General features: G+C 36.5%; 21 protein-coding genes. 11 read left to right on the top strand and 10 right to left on the bottom strand.

Features of this window, described 5'->3' with window-relative positions; translation table 11 throughout:
* Nucleotides 1-98: 98 nt before the first annotated feature.
* The 3 genes from AC1RNE_RS12535 to AC1RNE_RS12545 all read left to right on the top strand — a co-directional run bounded on the left by AC1RNE_RS12535 (nucleotide 99) and on the right by AC1RNE_RS12545 (nucleotide 4,021).
* Complete coding sequence (locus tag AC1RNE_RS12535) at nucleotides 99-2,042, top strand: KUP/HAK/KT family potassium transporter (protein ID WP_492801287.1); 1,944 nt, start codon at nucleotides 99-101, stop codon at nucleotides 2,040-2,042.
* Between the two features lie 24 nt (nucleotides 2,043-2,066).
* Nucleotides 2,067-3,128 (top strand): NAD-dependent epimerase/dehydratase family protein, encoded by a 1,062-nt coding sequence (locus AC1RNE_RS12540; protein WP_492801288.1) that lies wholly within the window; start codon nucleotides 2,067-2,069, stop codon nucleotides 3,126-3,128.
* 284 nt (nucleotides 3,129-3,412) lie between these two features.
* Entirely contained in the window at nucleotides 3,413-4,021 is a 609-nt protein-coding gene (locus AC1RNE_RS12545) for a YkgJ family cysteine cluster protein (protein WP_492801289.1), read from the top strand.
* A gap of 9 nt (nucleotides 4,022-4,030) precedes the next feature.
* Here the strand turns inward: AC1RNE_RS12545 and AC1RNE_RS12550 are convergent, their stop codons facing one another.
* The 4 genes from AC1RNE_RS12550 to AC1RNE_RS12565 all read right to left on the bottom strand — a co-directional run bounded on the left by AC1RNE_RS12550 (nucleotide 4,031) and on the right by AC1RNE_RS12565 (nucleotide 7,561).
* Nucleotides 4,031-4,606, bottom strand: a complete 576-nt coding sequence (locus tag AC1RNE_RS12550; RefSeq protein ID WP_492801290.1) for an NAD(P)H-dependent oxidoreductase — start codon at nucleotides 4,604-4,606, stop codon at nucleotides 4,031-4,033.
* Between the two features lie 77 nt (nucleotides 4,607-4,683).
* Nucleotides 4,684-5,496, bottom strand: a complete 813-nt coding sequence (locus AC1RNE_RS12555) for a helix-turn-helix domain-containing protein (protein WP_492801291.1) — start codon at nucleotides 5,494-5,496, stop codon at nucleotides 4,684-4,686.
* A gap of 108 nt (nucleotides 5,497-5,604) precedes the next feature.
* Complete coding sequence (locus tag AC1RNE_RS12560) at nucleotides 5,605-6,771, bottom strand: FAD-dependent oxidoreductase (RefSeq protein WP_492801292.1); 1,167 nt, start codon at nucleotides 6,769-6,771, stop codon at nucleotides 5,605-5,607.
* A 31-nt stretch (nucleotides 6,772-6,802) separates the two neighbouring features.
* A complete protein-coding gene (locus AC1RNE_RS12565; protein ID WP_492801293.1) occupies nucleotides 6,803-7,561 on the bottom strand; it encodes a helix-turn-helix domain-containing protein in 759 nt (252 codons plus the stop codon).
* Nucleotides 7,562-7,775: 214 nt separating this feature from the next.
* On the opposite strand from AC1RNE_RS12565, the gene AC1RNE_RS12570 reads away from it, so the two are divergent.
* Nucleotides 7,776-8,441, top strand: a complete 666-nt coding sequence (locus AC1RNE_RS12570) for a hypothetical protein (RefSeq protein ID WP_492801294.1) — start codon at nucleotides 7,776-7,778, stop codon at nucleotides 8,439-8,441.
* Here AC1RNE_RS12570 and AC1RNE_RS12575 read toward each other — a convergent pair.
* Entirely contained in the window at nucleotides 8,438-9,082 is a 645-nt protein-coding gene (locus AC1RNE_RS12575; protein ID WP_492801295.1) for an AlbA family DNA-binding domain-containing protein, read from the bottom strand. The genes AC1RNE_RS12570 and AC1RNE_RS12575 overlap by 4 nt on opposite strands.
* A gap of 355 nt (nucleotides 9,083-9,437) precedes the next feature.
* Here AC1RNE_RS12575 and AC1RNE_RS12580 point away from each other — a divergent pair, with 355 nt between their 5' ends.
* The 3 genes from AC1RNE_RS12580 to AC1RNE_RS12590 all read left to right on the top strand — a co-directional run bounded on the left by AC1RNE_RS12580 (nucleotide 9,438) and on the right by AC1RNE_RS12590 (nucleotide 12,540).
* Nucleotides 9,438-10,127: a phosphoadenylyl-sulfate reductase gene (locus AC1RNE_RS12580; protein WP_309924566.1), complete on the top strand. Its 690-nt coding sequence runs from the start codon at nucleotides 9,438-9,440 to the stop codon at nucleotides 10,125-10,127.
* 130 nt (nucleotides 10,128-10,257) lie between these two features.
* Nucleotides 10,258-11,199, top strand: coding sequence for a sulfate adenylyltransferase subunit CysD (gene cysD, locus AC1RNE_RS12585; RefSeq protein WP_309924564.1), 942 nt, complete (start codon nucleotides 10,258-10,260; stop codon nucleotides 11,197-11,199).
* Between the two features lie 96 nt (nucleotides 11,200-11,295).
* Nucleotides 11,296-12,540, top strand: a complete 1,245-nt coding sequence (locus tag AC1RNE_RS12590) for a sulfate adenylyltransferase subunit 1 (RefSeq protein ID WP_492801296.1) — start codon at nucleotides 11,296-11,298, stop codon at nucleotides 12,538-12,540.
* Nucleotides 12,541-12,671: 131 nt separating this feature from the next.
* On the opposite strand, the gene AC1RNE_RS12595 is transcribed toward AC1RNE_RS12590, so the two are convergent.
* Nucleotides 12,672-13,133, bottom strand: coding sequence for a GyrI-like domain-containing protein (locus AC1RNE_RS12595; RefSeq protein ID WP_492801297.1), 462 nt, complete (start codon nucleotides 13,131-13,133; stop codon nucleotides 12,672-12,674).
* Between the two features lie 87 nt (nucleotides 13,134-13,220).
* A complete protein-coding gene (locus AC1RNE_RS12600; protein WP_492801298.1) occupies nucleotides 13,221-13,565 on the bottom strand; it encodes a winged helix-turn-helix transcriptional regulator in 345 nt (114 codons plus the stop codon).
* A gap of 139 nt (nucleotides 13,566-13,704) precedes the next feature.
* Between AC1RNE_RS12600 and AC1RNE_RS12605 the strand changes: the two genes are divergently transcribed.
* Entirely contained in the window at nucleotides 13,705-14,697 is a 993-nt protein-coding gene (locus AC1RNE_RS12605; protein WP_492801299.1) for a YhdH/YhfP family quinone oxidoreductase, read from the top strand.
* Nucleotides 14,698-14,770: 73 nt separating this feature from the next.
* On the opposite strand, the gene glpK is transcribed toward AC1RNE_RS12605, so the two are convergent.
* The 3 genes from glpK to AC1RNE_RS12620 all read right to left on the bottom strand — a co-directional run bounded on the left by glpK (nucleotide 14,771) and on the right by AC1RNE_RS12620 (nucleotide 19,233).
* Nucleotides 14,771-16,261 carry a glycerol kinase GlpK gene (gene glpK / locus AC1RNE_RS12610; RefSeq protein WP_492801300.1) on the bottom strand — a complete coding sequence of 497 codons (1,491 nt, stop codon included), beginning with the start codon at nucleotides 16,259-16,261 and terminating at the stop codon, nucleotides 14,771-14,773.
* 64 nt (nucleotides 16,262-16,325) lie between these two features.
* The gene (locus AC1RNE_RS12615; protein WP_492801301.1) at nucleotides 16,326-17,918 is read right to left on the bottom strand and encodes a glycerol-3-phosphate dehydrogenase/oxidase; all 1,593 of its coding nucleotides are present in this window, start codon (nucleotides 17,916-17,918) and stop codon (nucleotides 16,326-16,328) included.
* Between the two features lie 235 nt (nucleotides 17,919-18,153).
* Nucleotides 18,154-19,233, bottom strand: a complete 1,080-nt coding sequence (locus AC1RNE_RS12620; protein ID WP_492801302.1) for an alpha/beta hydrolase — start codon at nucleotides 19,231-19,233, stop codon at nucleotides 18,154-18,156.
* Nucleotides 19,234-19,863: 630 nt separating this feature from the next.
* Between AC1RNE_RS12620 and AC1RNE_RS12625 the strand changes: the two genes are divergently transcribed.
* The 3 genes from AC1RNE_RS12625 (at nucleotide 19,864) to AC1RNE_RS12635 (ending at nucleotide 24,495) form a co-directional block, all read left to right on the top strand.
* Nucleotides 19,864-22,206 carry a TonB-dependent siderophore receptor gene (locus tag AC1RNE_RS12625; protein ID WP_492801303.1) on the top strand — a complete coding sequence of 781 codons (2,343 nt, stop codon included), beginning with the start codon at nucleotides 19,864-19,866 and terminating at the stop codon, nucleotides 22,204-22,206.
* 67 nt (nucleotides 22,207-22,273) lie between these two features.
* Nucleotides 22,274-23,464, top strand: coding sequence for a PepSY-associated TM helix domain-containing protein (locus AC1RNE_RS12630; RefSeq protein WP_492801304.1), 1,191 nt, complete (start codon nucleotides 22,274-22,276; stop codon nucleotides 23,462-23,464).
* Nucleotides 23,464-24,495 (top strand): alpha/beta hydrolase, encoded by a 1,032-nt coding sequence (locus AC1RNE_RS12635; RefSeq protein ID WP_492801305.1) that lies wholly within the window; start codon nucleotides 23,464-23,466, stop codon nucleotides 24,493-24,495. Before AC1RNE_RS12630 ends, AC1RNE_RS12635 begins: the two co-directional genes overlap by 1 nt.
* Nucleotides 24,496-24,533 lie beyond the last annotated feature (38 nt).

A 24,533-nucleotide genomic window follows, 5' to 3' on the forward strand; every position in this document is an offset into this window, starting at 1 on the left:
TTTGCTTGCAATACAGACAATAATTTGCCATTTTTTGAATAAATTTTACTTAACCAATAAAAAATTGTAACTATCGGTGTTACAATGGCTTCCTTTTTATGGAACATAAAAGTATGGACAAAGCCACCGCAGCGGGTCTGCTGGTAGCGATGGGAATTATTTATGGTGATATTGGTACTTCACCACTCTACGTAATGCAGTCAATTATTGGGAATGTACCAATAGATGAAAGAACAGTCCTCGGGGGACTTTCGTGTATTTTTTGGACATTAACACTGCAAACTACCTTCAAGTATGTAATCCTGATTCTTCGAGCAGATAACCGTGGTGAAGGCGGTATCTTAGCCCTTTTCGCCTTAGTGAGGCGTCATGCTAAGTGGTTGACTTTCCCAGCAGTTATCGGTGCATCTACGCTGTTAGCAGATGGTGTCATTACTCCACCTATCTCAGTAGCATCTGCTATTGAAGGATTGCTGAAAATATATCCTGACCTCCAAACGGTACCTATCGTATTGGCTATTATTACAGGATTATTCATGTTCCAAATTTTCGGTACAAAAGTAGTAGGTAGAGCCTTTGGACCTATAATGTTGGTTTGGTTCTCTATGTTGGGCTTCTTTGGGATTCTGTGGATTGCTCAGGATTGGACAGTACTAAAGGCTTTGTCTCCTTATTATGCCTTTGATTTATTGACAAATTCACATGGTGGCGAAAGCGGTTTTTGGTTACTGGGAGCGGTTTTTTTATGTACAACAGGAGCAGAGGCTTTGTATTCAGATTTAGGACATTGTGGTCGTGGAAATATCAGGGTTAGCTGGATTTTTGTTAAAATAGCACTTCTATTGCAATACTTCGGACAAGGTGCGTGGCTGATTTCACATAACGGCGAACTTTTGAATGGGCGTAAACCTATCTTTGAATTAATGCCTGAATGGTTCTTGATTTGGGGAATTGGTATTGCGACAGCCGCAGCAGTCATTGCAAGTCAGGCTTTAATCTCAGGGTCATTTACGTTAGTTTCAGAAGCCATCCGTTTGAACTTTTGGCCTAAAGTTCGTTTGCATTATCCCTCAGACCAAAAAGGACAATTATACGTGCCAAGTATGAATATTTTCTTATGGTTAGGTTGCGTTGGTGTTGTATTGTGGTTTAAGGAATCAGCTAATATGGAAGCTGCCTATGGTTTGGCCATTACCCTCACGATGTTGATGACTACCGCATTGATGGCGTATTACCTACATACACGCAAAATTGATATGTGGTGGATTGTAGGATTTATCATCGTTTATGTAGCCATAGAAGGGGCATTTTTGATAGCCAATCTTCGTAAGTTTGTACATGGTGGATATGTTTCGTTATTTATTGCCTCCGCCATTATTGCATTGATGGTAATTTGGTTTAGGGCGAATATTATTAAAATGCGATTGACAGAATACGTAAAACTGGCAGATTATATAGAACCTTTGAAGGAACTGAGCCAAGATATGAGTATTCCTAAATATGCTACCCACTTAGTATTTATGTCGAATGCGGCTAGAACGAGCGAAATAGAATCAAAAATTATTTATTCTATCTTCCAAAAACGCCCTAAAAGAGCAGATATTTATTGGTTTGTGCACGTAGACACCATGGATGACCCGTATACAATGGAATATAAAGTAAGCGTAATAGAGCCTGACGACGTAATCAAAGTAAACTTTAGATTAGGTTTCAGGGTAGAACAACGCATTAATCTTTACTTCCGAAAAGTGGTAGAGGATATGGTGAAAAAAGGAGAAGTAGATATTACCTCTCGTTATGAGTCATTGAATAAACAAAATGTAATTGGCGATTTCCGATTTGTAGTATTAGAGAAATTCCTATCGTTTGATAACAAATTATCATTGCTAGAAGGCTTAATTATGAAGGCTTATTTCTTTATTAAAGACTTTACACCTTCGGAAGATAAATGGTTTGGATTGGATACCAGTGCTGTAAAAGTAGAAAAAGTACCATTGATTATCCGTCCAGTTGAAAACGTAGTATTAAAAAGAATAGAGTAAGTTTTAATTATAAATCTAGATATTTTGAAAATTCTTATCACTGGCGGAGCAGGTTTTGTTGGTTCTTCTCTGGCAATTAATATTAAAACGAATTATCCTACTTACGAGGTAATCTGTTTGGATAATTTAAAACGCAAAGGCTCTGAACTTAATTTACCTCGTTTGGCTAAAGCAGGAGCTATTTTTGTTCACGGGGATATCCGTAATAAAGAAGATTTTGATGCATTGCCAGTGGTTGATTTTGTGATTGAATCTTCTGCGGAGCCTTCTGTATTAGCAGGGTTGGAAGGAACGCCTGATTACTTAATCAATACAAATTTGGTAGGGACAATCAACTGTCTGAATTATACCAAAAAATGTGGTGCAGCGTTTATTTTCCTATCTACCAGTAGAATTTATCCTATCAAAGCCATTGAAAAACTGAACTTTGAAGAAACTGAAACTCGTTTTGTGTTATCAGATGAACAGTCAGTCGGTGGAGTTTCGTCAAAAGGAATAGCTGAAAACTTCCCATTGGATGGTGCAAGGTCATTATACGGGGCTACTAAACTAGCGTCTGAATTGATGATTCATGAATACAACGAATTTTACGGCATGAAAACCGTCATCAATCGTTGTGGCGTGCTGACGGGCCCTTGGCAAATGGGAAAAATAGATCAAGGTGTGATGGTGCTGTGGGTAGCGAAACATTATTGGCAACAACAATTGGCATACATTGGTTACGGAGGCTCAGGTCGCCAGACACGTGATATGTTACACGTAAAAGATTTATACAGACTCATTGATTTCCAATTGCATAACATTGATACAGTAAACGGTGAAATTCTGAATGCTGGAGGAGGCGTTGAAGTAAGTGCTTCTTTACAAGAACTTACTCAGATTTGTCAAGAGGTAACGGGCAAAACCATTCCAATTAGCAAAGTAGCAGAAAACCGTGCTGCTGATATTCGTTTATATGTAACAGACAATACGAAAGTAACGGCTTTGACGGGCTGGAAACCTGAAATTTCGATGAAACAAATTGTGACAGAAATTACAGAATGGATTACTGAAAACGAGGAGGCTTTGGTTTATGTATTGAAGTAATAATATTGATTTTTAATAAACATAAGTTATCTGGAGTTTTAAAATCAAAAAAGCGGTCGAAATTAGTTTTTCGACCGCTTTTTTGTGATTGATGAACAACGAATTCCTACTGTTTGAAAAGATATATTATCATCATCTTTAAGATGCACTATCGTTTTTTAAATACTCCTTATAATTTTTATAAACTTGAATTACCAGCTATTCTACCTACCTTACATCGTAGCCAGAGCTTTCCGTAAATATACGTATAGGGTTAAATATTTTTAACTCCAAGGGAAAACGGAATGAGGCTAGCTGAAAAAGTAAATGCTGTAACAAATTTTTATACCGAACTAAATGCCGATTTGGCTAATTTACAAACAAAAAATGGACTGTCGTGTTTAAGTGGCTGTTCCAATTGTTGTAAGTCGCCAAATGTTGGGGCAACCATCTTAGAACTTCTTCCCTTTGCCTATCATCTTTATCAGGAAAACAAAGCCAAGCTTTTTTATGATGAGCTGATAAACAATCCTAAAACAGCTATTTGTATGTTGTATAAACCTGCATTAACTCCTTTAAACAATGGAGGGTGTAGCGATTATACTTATCGAGCCATGATTTGCCGCCTTTTTGGCTTTTCTTTTCGCCGAAACAAAGAAAACAAACCAGAAATGGTTACTTGTAAAGAAATTAAAACAGCTTATCCTGTAGCTTATCAGGAGCTTACCCAACAAGCAGAAGCAGGAATGCTAGTGCCACAAATAAGTTATTATCATTCAAAGCTTTCAGCGATAGACTATCCGCTGTCCCAAGAACAATATCCCATCAACAAAGCGATAGAACTGGCATTAGAAATGGTTTTAAATCATTTTTATTATGCTGAAACTGAAAGTATTGAAACAATAGAAATTTAAGGTATTTTATTATTTTGAATAAGCGGTAATTATCTGAGATGTCCAGTTATTAACTTGGTCTGATGTGGTACGGTCGGCTTGATCAAAAAAGAAATGCTGTTTTATTTCAAAACCACAATAGTCATAAATGCCTTTATCGGAAGTTAATGACAAGGCTTTGTCCATACCCATTTTTTCATATTCGGCACTCGACTTTCCATGTGAATTAATGATGTAGGCAGATTTTCCACTCAATAATCCTTTTTGTAACCCTTGGTCATAGCGATAGGCAAAGCCATAACTAAAAACACGGTCGATGTAGCCTTTCATAATGGCAGGCATTCCTGTCCACCAAATAGGATAGATAAATGTAATGGCTTCTGCCCATGAGATAAACTCTTGTTCTAGCTTAACATCAGTGGTTACTGTGCCTTTGTGTTGACCAGCCATGTCTTCAAGAGAAAGTACGGGATTAAAATTGAGTTCATACAAATCTCTGACAACAACTTCATGATTATGTTGTGTCAGCGTTTGTTCAACAGTTTGTTTAAAAAGATGATTTAAACTCGCTTTATTGGGATGGGCATAAATAATAAGATGTTTCATTGTTTTATTTTTTAGATAATTTTATGAAACAAAGGTAGCGTGCCATATTAGTCTAAAATTGTAAGAAAACGAAATGCCTACTTAGACTCTGATTGGCAAATATCTTCTTGAAACTTAAGATATTGGTTGGGAGAAAGATTAAGAAAGTGCCTAAAATCGTGAATCAGTTGACTTTGGTCGTAGTAACCACCTATTTCAATGATAGTAAACCAATCTGTTTTTGTACGTTGATTTTGTAGTAGTTCAATAACCTTTATAAATTTCTGATAGCGACTTTTTTCTTTGGCAGTGTATCCAAAGTATTTTTTGTGATTGAGTTGTACGGTTCTTTCGCTTTGATTGGTTTCTTGTGCAATGATTTTAATAGGATTCAAAACCGTGTAATCATTTTGTAAGTTGGTAAAGTGCTCAAATGTTTTTTCTCTTTTTTGTAGATATGGTTTACAGAACTCCAGTATTAAATCGATACGTTTAGTTTTGTCAGTATTTTTAAGCAAAGCCCAAAGGTTTGTAAAGCAATTTTCGTTGAGTAAATCATCTGGATTAATAGGTAAATGGTCGGATAGCATTATTTGCCCGAAAAAACGGTAGAAGGCATCATCTTTGAAATTGACAACTAACATTTCGGCTCCGACTGGTAATGTATATTCAATAGGTTGCTTTATTGGCCCCAAAATGATACACTTATCAATCTCAATGCTGGTGTTTTGCTTAGTATTAAAACGTATTGGCATACCAAAACTAAAAACCATAATAGTTTGGAAGCTTGGAACTAGTGTTTTATGAATGTCTCGTGCTGATTTATTTTCAGCGAGATAAAAATGAGAAAAAATATCTTCGAATTCAGCAGATACAATGATTCGTTTACTAATATATTCTTGTAGGTTCATATCTGTATTAATCAATTGCTAATTACAAGTTAATCATTTCTTGATGGTTAAGCGCAACACTCTTTTGATAGTGTTAGGTCGTGGATTTTCCACGACCAGTTTTAGTGACTAACTTGGTATTTCATTAAACATATCCAACATTATCTGCAAACCATTCGGCGAATGCATCCAATCGGTATTATTCAAGGTTTCTTGGGCTACTTCCCCAAACCTTAAACACATCTGTTTTTCATAATGCGCAATGGCTGACTGTATCGTTGGATATGCTGAACCAGTTAAAGCCTCGCTTAATTCTACGGCATCCAACATCGCCATATTGACACCTTCGCCAGCATAAGGAGGCATCAAATGTGCCGCATCTCCAAGCATAGTAATATTCGCCTTTGTCTCCCAACTTTGGTCTAAAGGCATACAATATAAAGGTCTTGGGATGAAGTAGCCTTTATCATATTCAAATAATTCTTGCCAAATAGCATCCCATGCCGAATATTCATTTTTAAACCAATCTAATACTTGTTTGTTATCGGTAAAATCAATACCGCTGTCTTTTACCCAAGTGGCATCCATTTTACAGCCTGTGTAAAAGGCTAAACTGCCATCTCCTTTAGCACTTACTATCAATGTTTTAGCATCGCCAAAGGCAAATATTTTTCCTCCCTTTAATAGCTCATGAATTTTAGGAGTATTTTTTGCTGAATCATAAATATTACCTTCTAGGGCTGTTATGCCTGAATAAAAGGGCTTAATGGGCGTAATAAAGGGCCTGATTTTAGAATTTGCACCATCTGCACCGATGACTATATCAGCGATGGCAATATTACCATTTTGGAAAACTAATTTCCACGTATCTGCTATTGGTTCAAGGGTTAAAATATGGCTATCCCATACAACGGTATCAGCTTGTAGGGAATCTAGTAAGATTTCCCTCAGTGGACCACGGTCTATTTCTGGTCTAAACCATTCTTCTCCAAAAGCTTCCATGCTCTCTTCGGCGTGTTGGTCATAGAAAATGTTTGCATGTTCGTCTACGACACGGATTTTATCAGCACCAGGTCTATAATTTGCTTTAAAGGCATCCATTAAACCCGCTTCTTCCAAGGCCCTTAGTCCTGATTCCAAATGAAGGTCTAAAGTCGCCCCTTGTACTCTTACATTTCTATTAGCATCTCTTTCGTACACTTTTACATCAGCACCTTTCATTTGTAAAAGTCTAGCAAGGGTTAGTCCGCCAGGGCCACCTCCAACAATTGCGATTTTTTTATCTTTGATTAACATTTTGATAGCTTGTTTTAAATACGCTACAAAGCTATTCAGGTGGCAGGGCTAAAAATTGTATAAATCGGTCGTTTTTGTTTTTGCTCAATTCTTTCGGTACTACTCCCGAAAACCTTTTTACCTCTTTAATAAAATGTGCCTGATCAGTAAAGTTTTGTTCTGGGAAAAGCTTTCCTTCTTTCAGGTGTGTAAAAGAAGCCCTGAATCGTAGAATATTGCAGTATGCTTTTAAAGAGATACCAAAGGTTTGATTAAAATATCGGTTTATTTGTCGGCTACTCCAAGCTACTTTTTCAGCTAATGTGGTGATGTTCATCGAGCCTTTTGAGGAATAGATTAGCTCAAATAACTTCCGTTTGCGGTTGTCAATATTGCCTTTTATCAACTGACTTATTTTATCCGTGGCTTTTTTGCAACAAAGCTCAAAATTGCTTAAATCTTCTTGTTTAACTTCCCAGAAGTTAGGAGGTAAAACTTGAACATTGTCGAGTAAAGAAGAGATACTAGTATGAAGTAAATATTCAATGGCTAATAGTTTGAGGCTAATGCCAAAAATTACCGTTTGGCTCGCAAATGTTGTTTGCGTAGCTTGGCTTTCTAAACCCAAAAGAACAACATGAAAAGGGTCGGAAGCTGAATAAGAAAATAAAATATCGACCCTTCCGTCAGGTAAAATAATAATTTGTTTATCATTTTCAGAACGATTAGCAACCAGCCAAAAATAATCAACGTAGTCTGAAAGCAGCGTATCAGGCTTAATAAATTGATATTCAAAATCGTTTTTCAGCATGGTGAAAGCATTAACTGGGAGTGAACAAAAATTTATTAAATCGTAATAAATCTTTTAAAATTAATCATATCTATCGCTAGTAACTACCCCTTCTTTTATCTTTTTAAGTTTTATATGAAGAAATTTCAAGATAAGCTCTCAAATAATTGACAGTCAGATGACTAGCAATATAAAAAAGTTGTATATTCGTTATTGTATATAAACCGAAATGAATATGAAAAAACTGTTACTTATTTTGATATTCTCCCCTTTTTTTATTCAAGCACAAATCCAAGTCAGCACAGGAATTAGTTATGTAACAGAACCAACTTTTGGTGACGATGGCAGTTATTCAGGTTCGGGCTTAGATATTAGTCTAAGAAAGCACCTTTCTGAAAAGCTAAAATTAACAGCTTATTCTGGCATTAATAAAATGAGAGTCGCTTTAGCGGTACAATCTCGGTTTGATTATAGCACAAAAATTTATGGTTATTACTACAAAGATGTTGTTCCTGTATCTTTCGGAGCAGAGTATTATCTTTATAGCAAGAAATTTATTAAACCATTTGTAGGATTAGAAACTGGTGCTTATTTCACCAGTTACGAAACACAAATAGACCCTAATTATATTAGTTTTGCTAAAAATATTCCTTCTGGAAGCGCGGTCAATTGGGGTTTTTCACCAAGTATAGGCATACAATTTCAAGAAAATGCTGACAGAATGGGGTTGTTCTTGAAAATAAAGCATACAGGAATTGTTTATGGCAACTCAGGGTTGTCAAATATGCTTAGTTTTAGTGCTGGTTTTACGTTCAAATTTGGAAAAAAAATTATGTGGAAACCACCCGTAATAGATGTACCAAGTCAAGCGCCTTATTACGAGAAAAAAGATTTTGACTAAGCTACTAAATACCAATCCAGAATTTCATGAGGTTGCACTTTTAGTACATTAGCCAATACCAATAAAACCAAGGTTCTAGAAGCTAGCCAAAGAGGAATGTTAGCTATTTTGGCAAATTCGGGGAGCGTGATTTTTGTGTTTTCTGATAGATATGACATTAGAATCTTTTCCTTATCGCCAAAGGTGAATTGAATGCCTTCTTCATTTTCACGGCGAAGGATTTGTTTCATTTCCTTAGTAGCCTGTACTGAGCGGTCGGCAACACGCACATAGGCCTTACCCATTTCTTCGGATTCAAGTTGTACATAGTGGGGCTTTTTTTCACTTTTCGGAATTGTGATGACCAAAACCTCACGGTCGTCAGTCACGCTAACTCGTTCAATTTCGTACGAAATAGGAGGGAAGCAGTTTCGTTCAATGGCTCGTACTAAGATATACTCTTCTTCATCGACGAATTTGAGGCCTGGAATACTTTTATCATCACCTACGCCAATCAGCAAAGTACCTCCTTTCGTATTAGCAAAGGCCACAACTTCACGGATAATTTTTTCAGGGTGATTTGCTTTCAGCTTAAACTCAAGTTGAATATTCTCTCCTTGACGAACAAGGCTCTTTAAATCCTTCAATTTCATTCCTGACATGCGACTGTGGTTCTCAGTCTTCTCAAAATAGGATACAAGTGCCTGATTCATACAGATTTATGATTTAGGTATTCTTATAAACAGATATGGATTTGTTTTAAAGATAACAGATTTAGCAGTACGAAATTTTTTTTGGTTTAAAAATATTTTAGCTAAAATCTACCCAATTAATAGACTTTATATGATTTTTTTTAATAGACTTTGTCTAACTTTGTACTCCTAATTACTTAGCTACCAGTTAAAACTAATTGCTAAAGGATTAACAAGTCTAAAAGCCGAAAAGTTTGCCAAGTGTAACTAAGCAGATATGAAATTTTGCCAAGCTCGGATACGAGGATAAAATTCAGGATTGCTTATGTCAGATTTAAGTCAGTTAAAACAAGCCTTAGAAGGTCTTTCACTTACAGAAGGGCTAAGTTATATGGCTGAAAACTATGGAAATGTAGTTTTCTCATCATCGTTCGGTCAGGAAGACCAAGTAATTACCGATGCTATTTTTAAGAACAATCTTCCTATCAAAGTTTTTACGCTTGATACTGGTCGTTTATTCCAAGAGACTTATGAGCTGATGGATACTACCAAAAATAAGTATGGAAAAGAATTTGAGACTTATTTTCCTAATACTGCCAAAGTAGAAGCCTTAGTAAAAGAAAAAGGATTTAATAGCTTTTATTTTTCTGTTGAAAATCGTAAAGAATGTTGTGGTATTCGTAAAATAGAGCCTTTAAAAAGAGCATTGGCAGGTGCCGAAATTTGGATTACTGGTTTACGTGCGGAGCAATCAGAGAACCGTTCTGATATGGAAATTGTTGAATGGGATAATAACAATAATGTCATTAAATACAATCCACTTATTCATTGGACTTACGAAGATGTATTGGCTTATCTGAAAGAAAACAGAGTTCCTGATAGCCCTTTACACAGAAAAGGCTTTATTTCGATTGGTTGTGCACCTTGTACCAGAGCCATCCAAGAAGGAGAACATCCACGTGCGGGACGTTGGTGGTGGGAAGCTTCACAAAAGGAATGTGGCTTGCATAGTTAGTGATAAGTTATGAATTTTGAGTGATGAGTAGTCTAGTCTATCGTTTCAATTGTGATTAATATAAAGTACAAAAAGCTTGTAGCTCATTGCTTATAGCTGACAGTCAAAGAGTTAATAAAAAATTAAAAATATGGTTGATAATTTAAAAAATCCAAGTCCAGAAGTTTCCACTCCGAAATTTGGTTTTTTCCCTCGTGAATTAGAAGACGAAGCAATCTATATTATGCGTGAGGTTGTAGCTCAGTTTGAGAAACCAGCGCTTTTGTTTTCTGGTGGGAAAGATTCTATCACGTTAGTACGTTTAGCTCAAAAAGCTTTTTATCCGGGAAAAATTCCTTTCCCATTACTTCATGTAGATACGGGTCATAATTTCCCAGAAACCATTGAATTTCGTGATTGGTTGGCTAAAGAGACGGGGGCAGAATTGATAGTACGTTATGTACAAGATTCTATCAACCAAGGAAAAGTAAAAGAAGAATCAGGAAAATATGCTTCTCGTAATGCCTTGCAGACGGTTACTTTACTAGATGCTATCGAAGAATTCAAATTCGATGCTTGTATTGGTGGTGCAAGACGTGACGAAGAGAAAGCACGTGCGAAAGAACGTATTTTCTCAGTGCGTGATGATTTCGGACAGTGGGATGCTAAGCGTCAACGTCCAGAATTATTTGATATGTTGAATGGTCGTATTGCTATTGGTGAAAACGTAAGAGTATTCCCAATTTCAAATTGGACAGAATTAGATGTTTGGAATTATATCAAAGAAGAAGAAATGGCGATTCCTTCTATCTATTATTCGCACAAACGTCAGGTAATTCAGCGTGATGGAATGCTTTGGGCAGATTCTGAATATTTGAATAAAGATGCAGAAGAAATTCCTTTTGAAGAAACCGTTCGTTTCCGTACCGTTGGCGACATGACGTGTACTGCAGCTGTGGCTTCTGAAGCAATAGAATTAGACGATATCATTGGCGAAATTCTATCAGCAGAAATCTCAGAACGTGGTGCCAGAATAGACGACAAACGTTCTGAAGCAGCGATGGAAAAACGTAAACAACAAGGATATTTTTAATGAATTGAGTGATTGAGCGAGTTAGTGATTGAGTGAATATTTAATATTCCAATAAAATCACTCAATCACTCAATCACCATTCACTCAATAAAAAAGATGGATATTTTAAGAATAGCAACAGCAGGTTCGGTGGATGATGGGAAAAGTACCCTCATCGGACGACTTTTATACGAAACGAAATCAATTACGCGTGATAAAATTGAAGCATTAGAAGCGGCTTCAAAACGTAAAGGCTTAGATTTTTTAGACCTTTCTTTATTAACAGACGGCCTTATCGCCGAACGTGAACAAGGGATTACTATTGACGTAGCCAATATTTATTTCTCTACGCCAAAACGTAAATACATCATTGCAGATACGCCTGGTCACTTTGAATATACTCGTAATATGGTTACTGGGGCTTCAAATACAAAGGTATCTATGATTTTAGTAGATGCACGTAATGGTGTGTTAGAACAAACTTTCCGTCACTTCTTTATCTCATCAATGCTTCGTATTCCGAAAGTAATTGTGTGTGTCAACAAGATGGACTTAGTAGGTTATTCAGAAGAACGTTTCAACGAAATCAAAGATGCTGTTCAGGCTTTGGCTAATAAAGTATCTTTTGAAGGACAGGAAATTACTTTCATTCCAATGTCTTCTTTATATGGACAAAACCTCTCTACCCAGTCAACTGAAATGCCTTGGTTTACAGGTGCGCCATTGTTAGAAGAATTAGAATCTACCAATTTCGACGAAATAAAAAAACCTGCACGTTTCCCTGTTCAATTTGTGGTTCGTCCAAAAACAGAAGAATTCCACGATTATAGAGGGTATGCAGGTAAAATTGCCAGTGGTTCTTTCTCGGTAGGAGATGAAATCACTGTTTTGCCTACAGGACAAAACTCTAAAATTGCGACGATTGAAAAATTCGGTACGCAATTAGAAAAAGCAGGAGCGAAGGAATCTGTAGTAATTACTTTAGAGACAGACGTAGATGTTTCTCGTGGTAATATGTTGGTGAAATCTACTTCAACGCTTGAGCCATTGAAAGAAATCACTGCAAGAATTTGTTGGATGGATTCTAAACCATTGGTTTCAGGTAAAACTTATATCCTTCAACATGGCATCAATGATTCAAAAGCGAAAGTAGTAGCTTTGAACAATAAAATTGATGTAGTGAACCAAGATACGATTGTAGATGCCGTTTCTGAATTAAAATTGAACGAAATTGGAGAGATTGTCTTGAAAACTGCCAAGCCAATTTTTGCAGATAAATACGAATACAATCCTGCAAATGGAGCCTTTATTTTAGTGGATGACCAAACGAACTCAACCGTTGGGGTTGGATTTGTTTTATAGTAATAACTATTTTTGATAATAGTAAAAAAGCCCCAAGAGTCTGGGGCTTTTTTTGTAGCACGAGTTTTCAACTCGTCAAATTTAATGACTACACGAGTTGAAAACTCGTGCTACTGTTTTCGATACTTTAACTATTCAATCCCCAATAAAATCTCCGTAACGTTTTCAGAAGAAGTCAAATCTACCCATTTGATATATACCTCTCTCGTTTGATTAGTAGGTTTATATCCTTGTGCAAATAAAGTGTTGAAAAGCTCCTTATAAACTGGCATGATATCACTAAAATCGCCATAATGTGTATAGGCAAAAGCTTTGAAAACAGGATGCTCAACCAGTTCATAAGGTGCTGGAACTTCTATTGCTTGATTTCCCACAGGTAGAGCAATCTCCAGCGTAAATGGTTTTTCTACATCGCCTGTAGCTCCCCAATAAATAAATTCAAGCGGTGCTGAGGTGTCTAAGCCCAATTGTCCAGCGGTAGCATACAGCGTGTCAATTTCACGTACAGCAATAGCATTTACGTTTAACAGCGTAGTTTCTGTTCGATAGATAAAATACTTCTGAGCAGGTATTTCTTTTACTTGTACTTGCATAGTAACTTATTATTTGAGGTTTATTTTTTATTAACAATGCAAAGTAATTAAGGCTTACTGACAACAGTATGTCAGTGAAAAAATCAATTATACATTTATTTTTAATATTTTTTCTTGATGGATTCTACCCCAACGCCTGATTTCCTTTACAATCGGATATAACGTTTCGCCATAAGCTGTTAAACTATATTCTACCTTCAAGGGTACTTCGGCAAATACCGTTCTTGATAAAATACCATCGGCTTCAAGCTCGTCTAGTTGCTTGGCTAACATTCTTTCGCTAATGGTTGGCAAGGATCTTTTCATTTCACCAAAACGGTTTATTCCTTTTTTAATCAACACAATCAAGGTGGTTTTACATTTTCCTTTCAGTATTTTCATAAATACATCAGAAGGACAATCTTGTTCGATATAGTTTTTTTCTAGTATCATAAAAATTAAGTACTTGATTATCAGAAAAACTGTACTTTTTGTAAGTAACTGTAAGCTTTGTAACTACTTGACTTTCAATGTTTTTTTGTAGAGGTTTACAGTATAAATATAGCTTGTTTCACCAAACAAACACAAAACCATGAGCCATTCTTTTAAAGCCTTAGTGATTTCTGAAAATGTAGAAAAGCAGTATGTCAGGAATATTATAAAAAGAGAGATTTCAGATTTGCCTGTAGGTGAAGTATTAATAAAAGTAGAGTATTCGGCCTTGAATTATAAAGATGCCTTGTCGTCAGTAGGAAATAAAGGTGTAAGTAAAAACTATCCACATACGCCAGGCATTGACGCCGCAGGAGTTGTTGAAGAAAGCGATTCTTCTGATTTTCAGGTAGGCGACCAAGTAATTGTTACCAGCTATGATTTAGGAATGAATACCGCAGGTGGTTTTGCAGAATATATTCGTGTACCAGCGAACTGGATTGTAAAATTGCCTAGTGGATTAACTTTAAGAGAAGCAATGATAAACGGAACAGCTGGTTTTACGGCTGGTATGTGCATCAATGCACTACTTAATCATGGATTAAGTCCTGAAAAAGGGAAAGTGTTAGTAACAGGCTCGACGGGCGGAGTAGGGACGCTAGCCATTGCAATACTCTCTAAATTAGGTTTTGAAGTAGTAGCAGTAACTGGAAAACCTGAGGCAGTTGATTTCTTGAAGAAAATAGGTGCTAGCGAAATCGTTACTAGAGAAGCATTAGACGACCAGTCGGGGAGACCATTGTTAAAATCTGCTTACGCAGGGGTAGTTGATACCGTTGGCGGGAATATTTTGGCAACAGCATTGAAGTCTTTAACGTATGGAGGTTCGGCAGCCATTTGTGGTTTAGTGGCTTCTGCTGAATTGCATACTACTGTATTACCTTTTATTTTGCGTGGCAATACATTGTTTGGAATAGATTCAGCAGAATGCCCAATGCCTTTACGACAGAACATTTGGCAAAAATTAGCGACAGACTGGAAACCAAATAATTTAGCATTGCTTGCCCATGAAATTTCCTTAGAAGAAGTACCCGACAAATTAGATTTGATGTTGAAAGGAAAAGCTGTGGGGAAAACGATTGTTAAGCTATAATTTAAACCGTAGCACGAGTTTTCAACTCGTCAAATTAATGTGACACGAGTTGAAAACTCGTGCTACGGATTTATTATTCTTCCCACTCAAAGCTACGAGTGACGGCTTTTTTCCAATAATGATAAAGTTTTTCTCTTTTTGATGCCTCCATATTAGGAGTCCACGTTTGTGCAATACCCCAGTTTTGTTTCAAGTCTTCTAGGTCTTCCCAATAGCCAATGGCTAAGCCTGCGGCATAAGCAGCACCCAAAGCGGTGGTTTCTATCATAGCAGGACAAACCACAGGTACATCTACCATATCTGCCTGAAATTGCATTAACGTTTCGTTTACTACCATCCCTCCATCAACTCTTAGCGAAGAAATTTCAATGCCTGCATCTTTTTCCATTGCCTCTAATACTTCCAAGGTTTGATAAGCGGTAGCTTCCAATGCGGCTTTTGCAATATGAGCTTTAGTGACATAACGTGTCAGTCCTACAATTACACCACGAGCATCTGCTTGCCAATAAGGAGCATACAAACCCGAGAAAGCAGGGACGAAATAACACCCTCCGTTGTCTTCTACAGCATTTGCCAACGTTTCAATCTCCGCACTATTTTTAATAATTTCTAAATTATCACGAAGCCACTGTACCAATGCACCTGTAATGGCAACAGAACCTTCTAAGGCATATTTTACTGGTTGATTGCCAAACTGATATGCTACCGTAGTAAGCAACCCGAAGGTCGACGGCGTTATTTTCTCGCCCGTATTCATCAACATAAAGCAACCCGTACCATAAGTATTTTTGGCTTCGCCAGGGGCAAAGCAAGTTTGTCCTACTAAGGCCGCTTGCTGGTCGCCTAAATCTCCTGCTACGGGTACACCCGAAAGTACACCACGAGCTTCGCCATAGACTTCACTGCTTGATTTTATGGCTGGCAACATTGCTTTTGGTATATTTAATTTTTGGAGTATCTCATCGTCCCAAGCTAAGGTTTTCAGATTCATCAATTGGGTTCTGCTAGCATTGGTTACATCAGTAATATGGATTCCGCCATCTGTTCCGCCCGTTAAATGCCAAATGATGAAAGTATCCATATTGCCAAAAATGGCTGTTCCTTCTTCTGCATCTGCTCTGAGCCCTTCTACGTTTTCTAAAAGCCATTTTAGTTTTAAACCGCTAAAGTAAGTAGCCAGAGGTAATCCTGTTTTTTCACGAAAACAATCGCCTCCGCCTTCTTTAGCTAAATCGGCTACCATCGTACCTACGCGGGTATCTTGCCATACAATGGCGTTGTAATAAGGCTGACCAGTGAATTTATTCCATACTACTGTTGTTTCTCGTTGATTGGTAATGCCTACCGCCGCAATATCCAAAGGCGAAAGATTGGCTTTGCCCAATGCTAGTCCGATTACTTCTTGTGTATTGCTCCAGATTTCATCTGAGTCGTGTTCTACCCAACCAGCTTGTGGATATATCTGAGAATGTTCTTTTTGTCCGACAGAAATTTGATTGCCTTGTTTGTCGAAAATGATGAAGCGGGTACTGGTAGTCCCTTGGTCAATAGAGCCTATATACATTTTAAAGAGTGTTTTTGATAGTTAATTAGGTAATTGAATAAATTAGAGCGTTGTAAATCTTTGTTTAATTTTCAATATTTTGATGGCTGATAAATGTTTTCCCAGTACTTAAAAAAGCCTCTACCAAACCTTCTGATGCTTTAGCGGCTTGTGCGTCTCTTAATCCTAAACCCAACCTTCTGTTTAGTACATCTTGCGTAGTAACAGCCATTTCTTCTTGGATAGCATATATTATCTCCGCTTTGATAAATGGATGATTAGGATGAATCAATTCTTTCAATTCAGGCTGATTGTTCGTTAAACTTAATACAGTTCCTGCCAATGAACCATACTTTTTCATCAAATGCTGTGCTATTATTGGTGAAATATGATATTGACTGACAAGTTGTTGCCAATCTTCAAAATGATAGCCTTCTGCGCCATGTAATAACTGATGTTCGGATGTACAAAGTACTGGTTCTTTATGCCAAATGGTTTCATAAACATGGTCTATGGTATCTTTCGCCATTAAGCGATAGGTAGTCCATTTTCCACCCATGATACTTACCAACTGACTACTCTTATCAATCTCTACCTCGTGGTCACGGACAAGTGATTTGGTATCAGAACTTTTTTCAGCTTTTCCGAGCAATGGTCTTTGTCCTGCAAAACCACTGGTAATTTCTTCGGGTGTTACGTTTTTTTCTAAATAACGATTTACATAACTTAATAAATATGGAATTTCGTCTGGTTCTAAGTCTGGGTTTTCAGAAAGCTTATCTTCTTCGTCGGTTGTTCCTACCAACAGATGGTCTTGCCAAGGAATAATAAATAAAACTCTTCCATCATCCGTTTTAGGTACTAAGATGGCTGTTTCATTTTTCATCAAACTGGTAGGCAAAACAATATGAGCGCCTCTGCTTACTTTCATCCGAGGTTTCAATTTTGTGTTCGCCATCTTACGAATATGGTCTGCAAAAGGCCCCGTAGCATTGATAAATACTTTCGACTGAACCGTTAAAGTATTATTGCTCACATTATCTTTAATCGTCAAAGCAGTTAGCTTTCCTTCACTATCTTTTTCAAAACGAACAGCTTCGGCATAGTTCAAAACGGTTGCTCCCAAAGCTTCCGCCTTTTGAATAATTGCTAAACAATAACGTGCATCATCCAATTGCCCATCGTAATATAATACTGCAGAGGTTAGATTTTCTTTTTTTAATTCAGGAATGGTTTTTAACGCTTCTTTTCTCGATAGCCATTTACTAGCACCAATACCATGATTTCCTGCTATCCACTCATAGAGTTTTAAGCCGATTGTAAGGTAAATACCTTCAATCCAAGAATAACAAGGGGTTAATAGTGCTAATGGGCGAGTAAGATGAGGGGCATTTTTTATCAACGTATCTCTTTCATGGAGACTCTTCTGCACCATTTTGTACTGTTCCCAATCCAATTTTTTTACAGCTTGCTCAAGATAGCGCACTCCGCCATGAATAAGTTTCGTAGATTTAGATGTAGTTTGACCTGCAAAATCAGCTTTATCAATTAACAATACCTTTAAACCTCTTAGGGTAGCATCTAGGGCAATACCCGCACCTGTTGCTCCTCCACCTATGATGCACAAATCAAATTGTTCTATTGATGAGATTTTACTTAGTTGTTCTATACGATTCATAATGGATAATTTACCTAAATATTAACAAAAGATACTCACAAAAAAGGACTGACAGCAATAAGCAAAAATAGAGGATATTTAATAATTTATGGTAATGATATGCTGTAAGTTATCTAATAGTATAACAAACCTAAATGCCATAACATTTCATAAAACATAAAAACAAAAAAATGGCTCATCTACTTACAAAAATGTAAATAAATGAGCCGTTTGAAGATTAAATTTTCATGAATGACTAACTATAGAATAACCACTCTATCGCTTTAGGAAATTCTTTTCCCCATTGGTCTTCGTTATGCATTCCATCAGGGTCATACGAAAGATGGATATCCGTTTTCCTGATGCCTTGTCTCTGGAAAGTCTGCTTTAGTTTTTCCACATTCGGTAACATCATCGTTCCTTCGTCACCACCAGCATATACATAAATGTCGGTTGGTAAATGTGAGATAAAATCAATGGCATCAAAGTAAATATTAGGCGAAACCCATAGTGATGGAGAGAAAACCATCAACTTCCCGAATACTTCTGGAAACATCAAGCCTGAATAAATACTGATTAAACCTCCTAGCGAGCTTCCACCAATACCTGTAAATTCTCTTTCTGGACGTGTACGAAAGTTCTTGTCAATATATGGTTTTAGTGTTTTAGCCAAAAATTGAGTGTACTTTCTGCCCTGTCCTTTTCCCATTTTAGGATTATTATAGGGCGAATACTCTTGATAGCGTTGTTCACCACCATGTGCCACAGCCACTACAATTACATCGCCATGCCCACGTGCAGCCAAAACGGCCAATTGCTTATCAATTCCCCAATTTCCAAATACAGAACCTCCGCCAAATAAATTCTGAGCGTCTTGTAAATAAATTACAGGATAATGTTTGTCGGATGTTTCATAATTATGAGGCAAAAGGATATACACAGCACGCTTTCTATCAAACTGTGGTATCTCAAAAGCATCAGAAATTAAGCGGATTTCAGGCATTAAATCACCTGAAAGATTTTCGCCATCTAGTCGCCAGTGTGGTACAAAGTCTTTTAAAACACCCGTTTTTACTTTGGATGTTCTGTTGGCTGTAGGTTTACCAAATTCATCTAATTCTACTTGATTCCAGCCACCTTTGGTATATTTATACTCAAAGCTTTCTGGTAGCTTAATAGTATCTGGTAACTTCAATTCATATTTTCCGTCTTCAACTTTGTTCAAACGGAATTCTTCTTTATTGGGCAGCCATTCGTTGAAACTTCCTGAAATAAATACAGGTCTATTGTCTTCAACAGGGGTTGTTAGTTCAAAATATAATACGCCTTTACTCATTAGTGATTTATTTGTCGAACCACAAATTTAATTAAATATTTGCTTTTTATACAGTATTTAGTCTTCCATATATAACAATATTCTAATATAGAATATTGTGTGTAACAAGCTGATCATCAGTAAAGGAAACCTTTCTTTTCCATATACAGGTATTATAAAGCAACTATTGTACCAAAATACATCCTTAGTCTGTAGTGATAGTCTAACGTTTTCAAGGTATTATCTTCTAACGTCATTAATATTAAATTTTACTTTCCTTCATAAAAAGCTAGTTTTTCGTGGATTGATTCTCAAAAAAATACTATAATGATAAATATCACTTTTTATTTTTCGGAATTGTTTTGCTGATAGATGTCAAGTGCTAATTATGTTAATATCAGCTACTTATCACATCCATTGCTTTCATTAATTTCATATTTCAGCATAGGTATTTATATCATATATTAGAATTATTCTAAATAAAACTTGTCTGCAATTAATTTGATTTATACTTTTGTTGCAACTATTAAGAATTAGTCTAAATAAAAATAATGTACAAATCAACTAATGTTTGTACATATAAAAAAGTATTAAACCTGTCTATTAACATAAATAAGTACCCATTTTAAACCCATTATTCCCATACAAACAATGAAAAAAACAATTACTAAAAAACTCTATTTAAGTATAGTGTTTTTATTGACTGTGCAGTTTGCTTTTGCACAATTAGGCTCAATTAAAGGTCGTGTTACAACTAAAGAAGGCGACCCCGCAGAATTTGTAAGCATTATCCTAAAGACTACCTCAAAAGGAACAAAGACGGATAACAATGGTCATTATGACTTCAGGAATTTAAAATCAGGAGATTATACGTTAGTGTTTAGTTTAGTAGGATATGAAAAATTAGAAAAAACAGTTAGCGTATATGAAGACAGAACTACAGAATTAAATGTTCAATTAGATGTTTCTGCTAAACAATTAAGTGAAGTAGTAGTGGTGAGTGCGGCCCAAAAATTTGCCAAGAAGCAAAGTGATTTTGTAGCACGGATGCCCCTAAACAACCTTGAAAACCCACAGGTTTATACGGTAGTACCAAAAGAACTCGTCCAAGAGCAAATGGCGATAGATTTTAGAAGTGCAATTACTGCTGCTCCGGGCTTGAATAATATTACACAATCTGTTGGTTCAGGGGGTGTTGGACTAACATTACGTACTAGGGGATTTAGTGGTAATGCTGGCTCACTCAGAAATGGTGCAAATACCAATTGGGTTACCATGAACGACCCTGCTAACTTAGAAAGTATCGAAGTAATAAAAGGACCTTCGGCAACGCTTTTTGGTTCTACATTGGTTACTTATGGTGGTTTGGTAAACAGAGTAACCAAAAGACCTTTAGATTATTTCAAAGGCGAAATCTCTTATTCCACAGGTAGCTGGTCTTTGAGCCGTACTACGATGGACCTTAATACACCACTGAATGAAGATAAATCGATGTTGTTCAGAATCAATGGTGCGCTTGATAACCAGAAGACTTGGCAAGACTATGGCGTAAGCAATACAATGTTTGTGTCTCCAGCTTTTACCTATCGTGTCAATGACAAACTAACCCTTGACTTTGAACTTGAACTATTTAAAAGTACTAGAAATGCTACTTATATAGGTTTGGCAGGGAATGGCCCTAAAAGCTTCACGAGTTTTGATGATATGAATTTTGATTTTAACCGTTCGTATACTACAGATGATTTTGTATCAGAAAATCAAAACAGAAATATTTTTGCAAGAGCAACGTATAAGCTATCTGACACATGGACTTCGCAAACAATTTTTTCAAATGCTTTTACGGATAACAAAGCCAATTACTTGTTTTTGTTAATTACTTCTGACACTACCATGAACAGAAGGCTGATGAGTATTAACAGTTATTTTAAAACGACACAAGTTCAACAAAACTTTATTGGCGATTTTAATATCGGAGGTATGAGAAACAGATTGCTTGTAGGAGCAGAGTATGTTTACTTAGGTACAAACGATAGTCGTTGGATTGCTAACCCTTATGATGCCGTAAAAATAAACCAAGAAGCGCCATTTATCAATATGGAGAAATATAAAGCCATTATTGCTGCCGCTAAAGAACCTTGGTTGATTAACCACAGAAATAGAAATACTATCAGTTTTTATGCATCTGATGTAATCAACTTTACCGACCGCCTATTGGTGATGGCAAGTTTGAGAGTAGATAATTTTAATGACGTTACTGCCAACTATACGCAGACGGCACTTTCGCCTAAACTTGGTGCAGTGTATCAATTGGTAAAAGATAAAGTATCACTTTTTACCAATTACATGAATGGTTTTACCAACGTAGCACCTACCACAACAGCGGCTAGCCCGAGCAAAGCAGTAGCCTTTAAACCAGAACAAGCTAATCAAATTGAGGGGGGGATTAAAGTAGAATTATTAGAAGGTAAACTGAATGGAACATTTAGTTATTATGACATTCAGGTATCTAACAAAGTACGTACTGACCCTAATAACCCTCTTTTCTCGATTCAAGATGGAACACAGTTGAGCAAAGGTTATGAAGCTGATTTAATTGCTAACCCTATCAAAGGTTTACACTTAATTTTTGGCTACGGTTATAACGAAAGCAAGTTTGTAAAATCAGCAGCGAACGTAGAAGGCAAAAGACCGTACTCTACCCCTAAGCACGTGGGTAACTTGTGGATGAGCTATAAAATAGAAGAAGGAAAAGCAAAAGGATTTGGTGTTGGTTTTGGCGGAAATGTACAGAGCGATTCGTTTATTAACGATACCAATACGTTCTCGGCAAAAGGATATACTACTATTGACGGAACTGTTTTTGTTGATAAACCGAAATACCGCTTTGGGATAAAAGTTAATAATATCACCAACAAAAAATATTGGTTGTCTGACTTCTGGGCTAATATGATGCCTACGCGTCAACTCATAGCCAACTTGACGATAAAATTCTAACATGTACAAACTCTAATCTATTTGCCTGACTATATTTTATAGTCAGGTTTTTCTATTCAAATCAGACATGAAAGAGAATACAAAAAAACAATCCAACAAGAAAAACTGGATAAGCAAGATGAATAGCTGGCTACATTTATGGCTAGGTTTAACAGCTGGCCTGATTGTCTTGGTGGTGTCTCTTACAGGAACATTATTTGTTTTCTGTGACGAAACCATCGAGGCTTTGGCAGGCAATGCTAGGTATGTACAAGCCACAAATAGTCCTAGACTTTCGTCAGAACAATTAATCAGTGCCTTCAAACAACAATATCCTGATAGAAAACCTTTTTATTTTGAAGTATATAAAGACCCGAACAAAAGTTTTAAAATAGCCTCAGGAGATAAGGAACAGTCGAACTTTACTTATACTTGGTTAAATCCATATACTGGGGAAGTCCAAGGAGTTAGTAGCTCATATTGGTTTTTTTATGTAGTAGCCCATTTGCATTCACAACTTTTATTGCACGAAACGGGTAGGATAGTAGTAGGCATTGCCACCATTATTTTCTTTTTTCAACTTATCAGTGGGCTAGTGCTTTGGTGGCCTGTTAATGCTAATGCCCTTTCGCAACGAGTAAAATTCTTGTGGAAAAAAACGACAAAATGGAAGCGTAAAAATTATGATTTGCATAATGTCTTAGGGTTTTATAGTCTTCTTCCTGCTATTCTGATTACGGTAACGGGTTTGATAATGGCTTATGAAGTATTGGGAAATCTTACACAAACAGTGTTTGGAGGAAGTACTGATGCCCATGAGCAAGAAAAAAAGCTTACACCAAAGTATGAAAAAGACCTGAGGTTTATGTCTTACGACCAAATTATTGACCATCAGTTACAATCTGGTGATAATGTAAAAATTGTCAGACTAAGTATTCCTCGAAAAGACAGCGTCACTACCCTTTACTGTGTAGTAGCCGAAAAAGTAGGACTAAAGAGTTGGGTTAATGGACAGGCTGGAGCAGTAAATAGGTATACTGGAGAATTTGTAAAGTTTCCAAAGGATTTACAAAAACACGAGCAAATTGAAACCCTTAATTTCGACTTACATGTGGGCTATTGGTATGGATTACCCTCTAAAATATTCACTTTTATGGTGGGGCTAATTTGTACAAGCTTGCCCATCACAGGTTTTTTTATTTGGTTGGGACGACGCAAAAAAGAGAAAAAAGGAGTACAAACATCAGGTTCAAAAACTTTTATTCCCAACAAAATCTAATGAAAAATATATTAATTTTTATAGCCTGTTGCTGTATAAGTAATATGGTACTAGCCCAAGAAACACAGGAAATAGGTAAAAAGCAGCAAATATATTCTAATATCCTAAAAGAAGAGAGGAACTATTGGGTTGCCTTGCCTGCGAACTATCAGAACTCGAAGTATAAAACCGAAAAATATACAGTTTTATATCTTTTGGATGGTGAAATGAATTTTCAATACAGTGCACCAATTGTATCCTTTTTATCAAAAGGAGTATACGCTTCCATCCCTAATATGATTGTGGTAGGGATTAATAACACCGACCGAACGCGGGATTTAACGCCTACTAATGCTCCTATTGGTGACCCAGCGGATAAAAAAATAAAACTATTTACCAGTAGCGGAGGATCTGAAAATTTCAAAAAATTCCTAAAAGATGAATTAATCCCAACGATTGATAGTAGTTATCGGACTAATGGCTATAAGATATTATCAGGACATTCATTCGGTGGATTATTTGCTATTCATACGTTGATAACCACGCCTGAGTTGTTTAATGCTTATATTGCTTTAGACCCTAGTTTGTGGTGGGATAATGGAAAAACATTACAAGATGCCGAGCTTTTTTTACAAAAAAATAGCCTAAAAGGTAAAAGTTTGTATATCGGACTAGCGAATACGCCCTCTTCTCCGAGAGATTTAGCAAGCAATCATCCTCAGGCTATCCAGCAGTTTACGAAAGAAATTTTACCTAAGTATGAGGAAAGTAAATTGAGGTGGGACTGGAAGTTTTATGAAGATGAAGACCATGGAACAATATCATTACCTGCCTTTTATGATGCCTTGAAATTCTTGTATAAAGGATTTCAACTACCTGTAAAAGAAATACCTTATAGTCCACAAATTGTAAAGGAACAATACCTGAAATTATCTGAAAGAATTGGCTTTAATTTACCGATTGATAATAATTTATTAGACCAACTAATTGATTATTGTCAGAGACAGGGCTTTCCACAAAGTGCTGAGGAGCTTAGAAAACTAAAACCTTGAATTTAGACTTCTCTATCACTAGCGAGGTACTTAATTAC

It is taken from the genome of Arcicella sp. GW822-FHT02H01, from assembly GCF_058802005.1.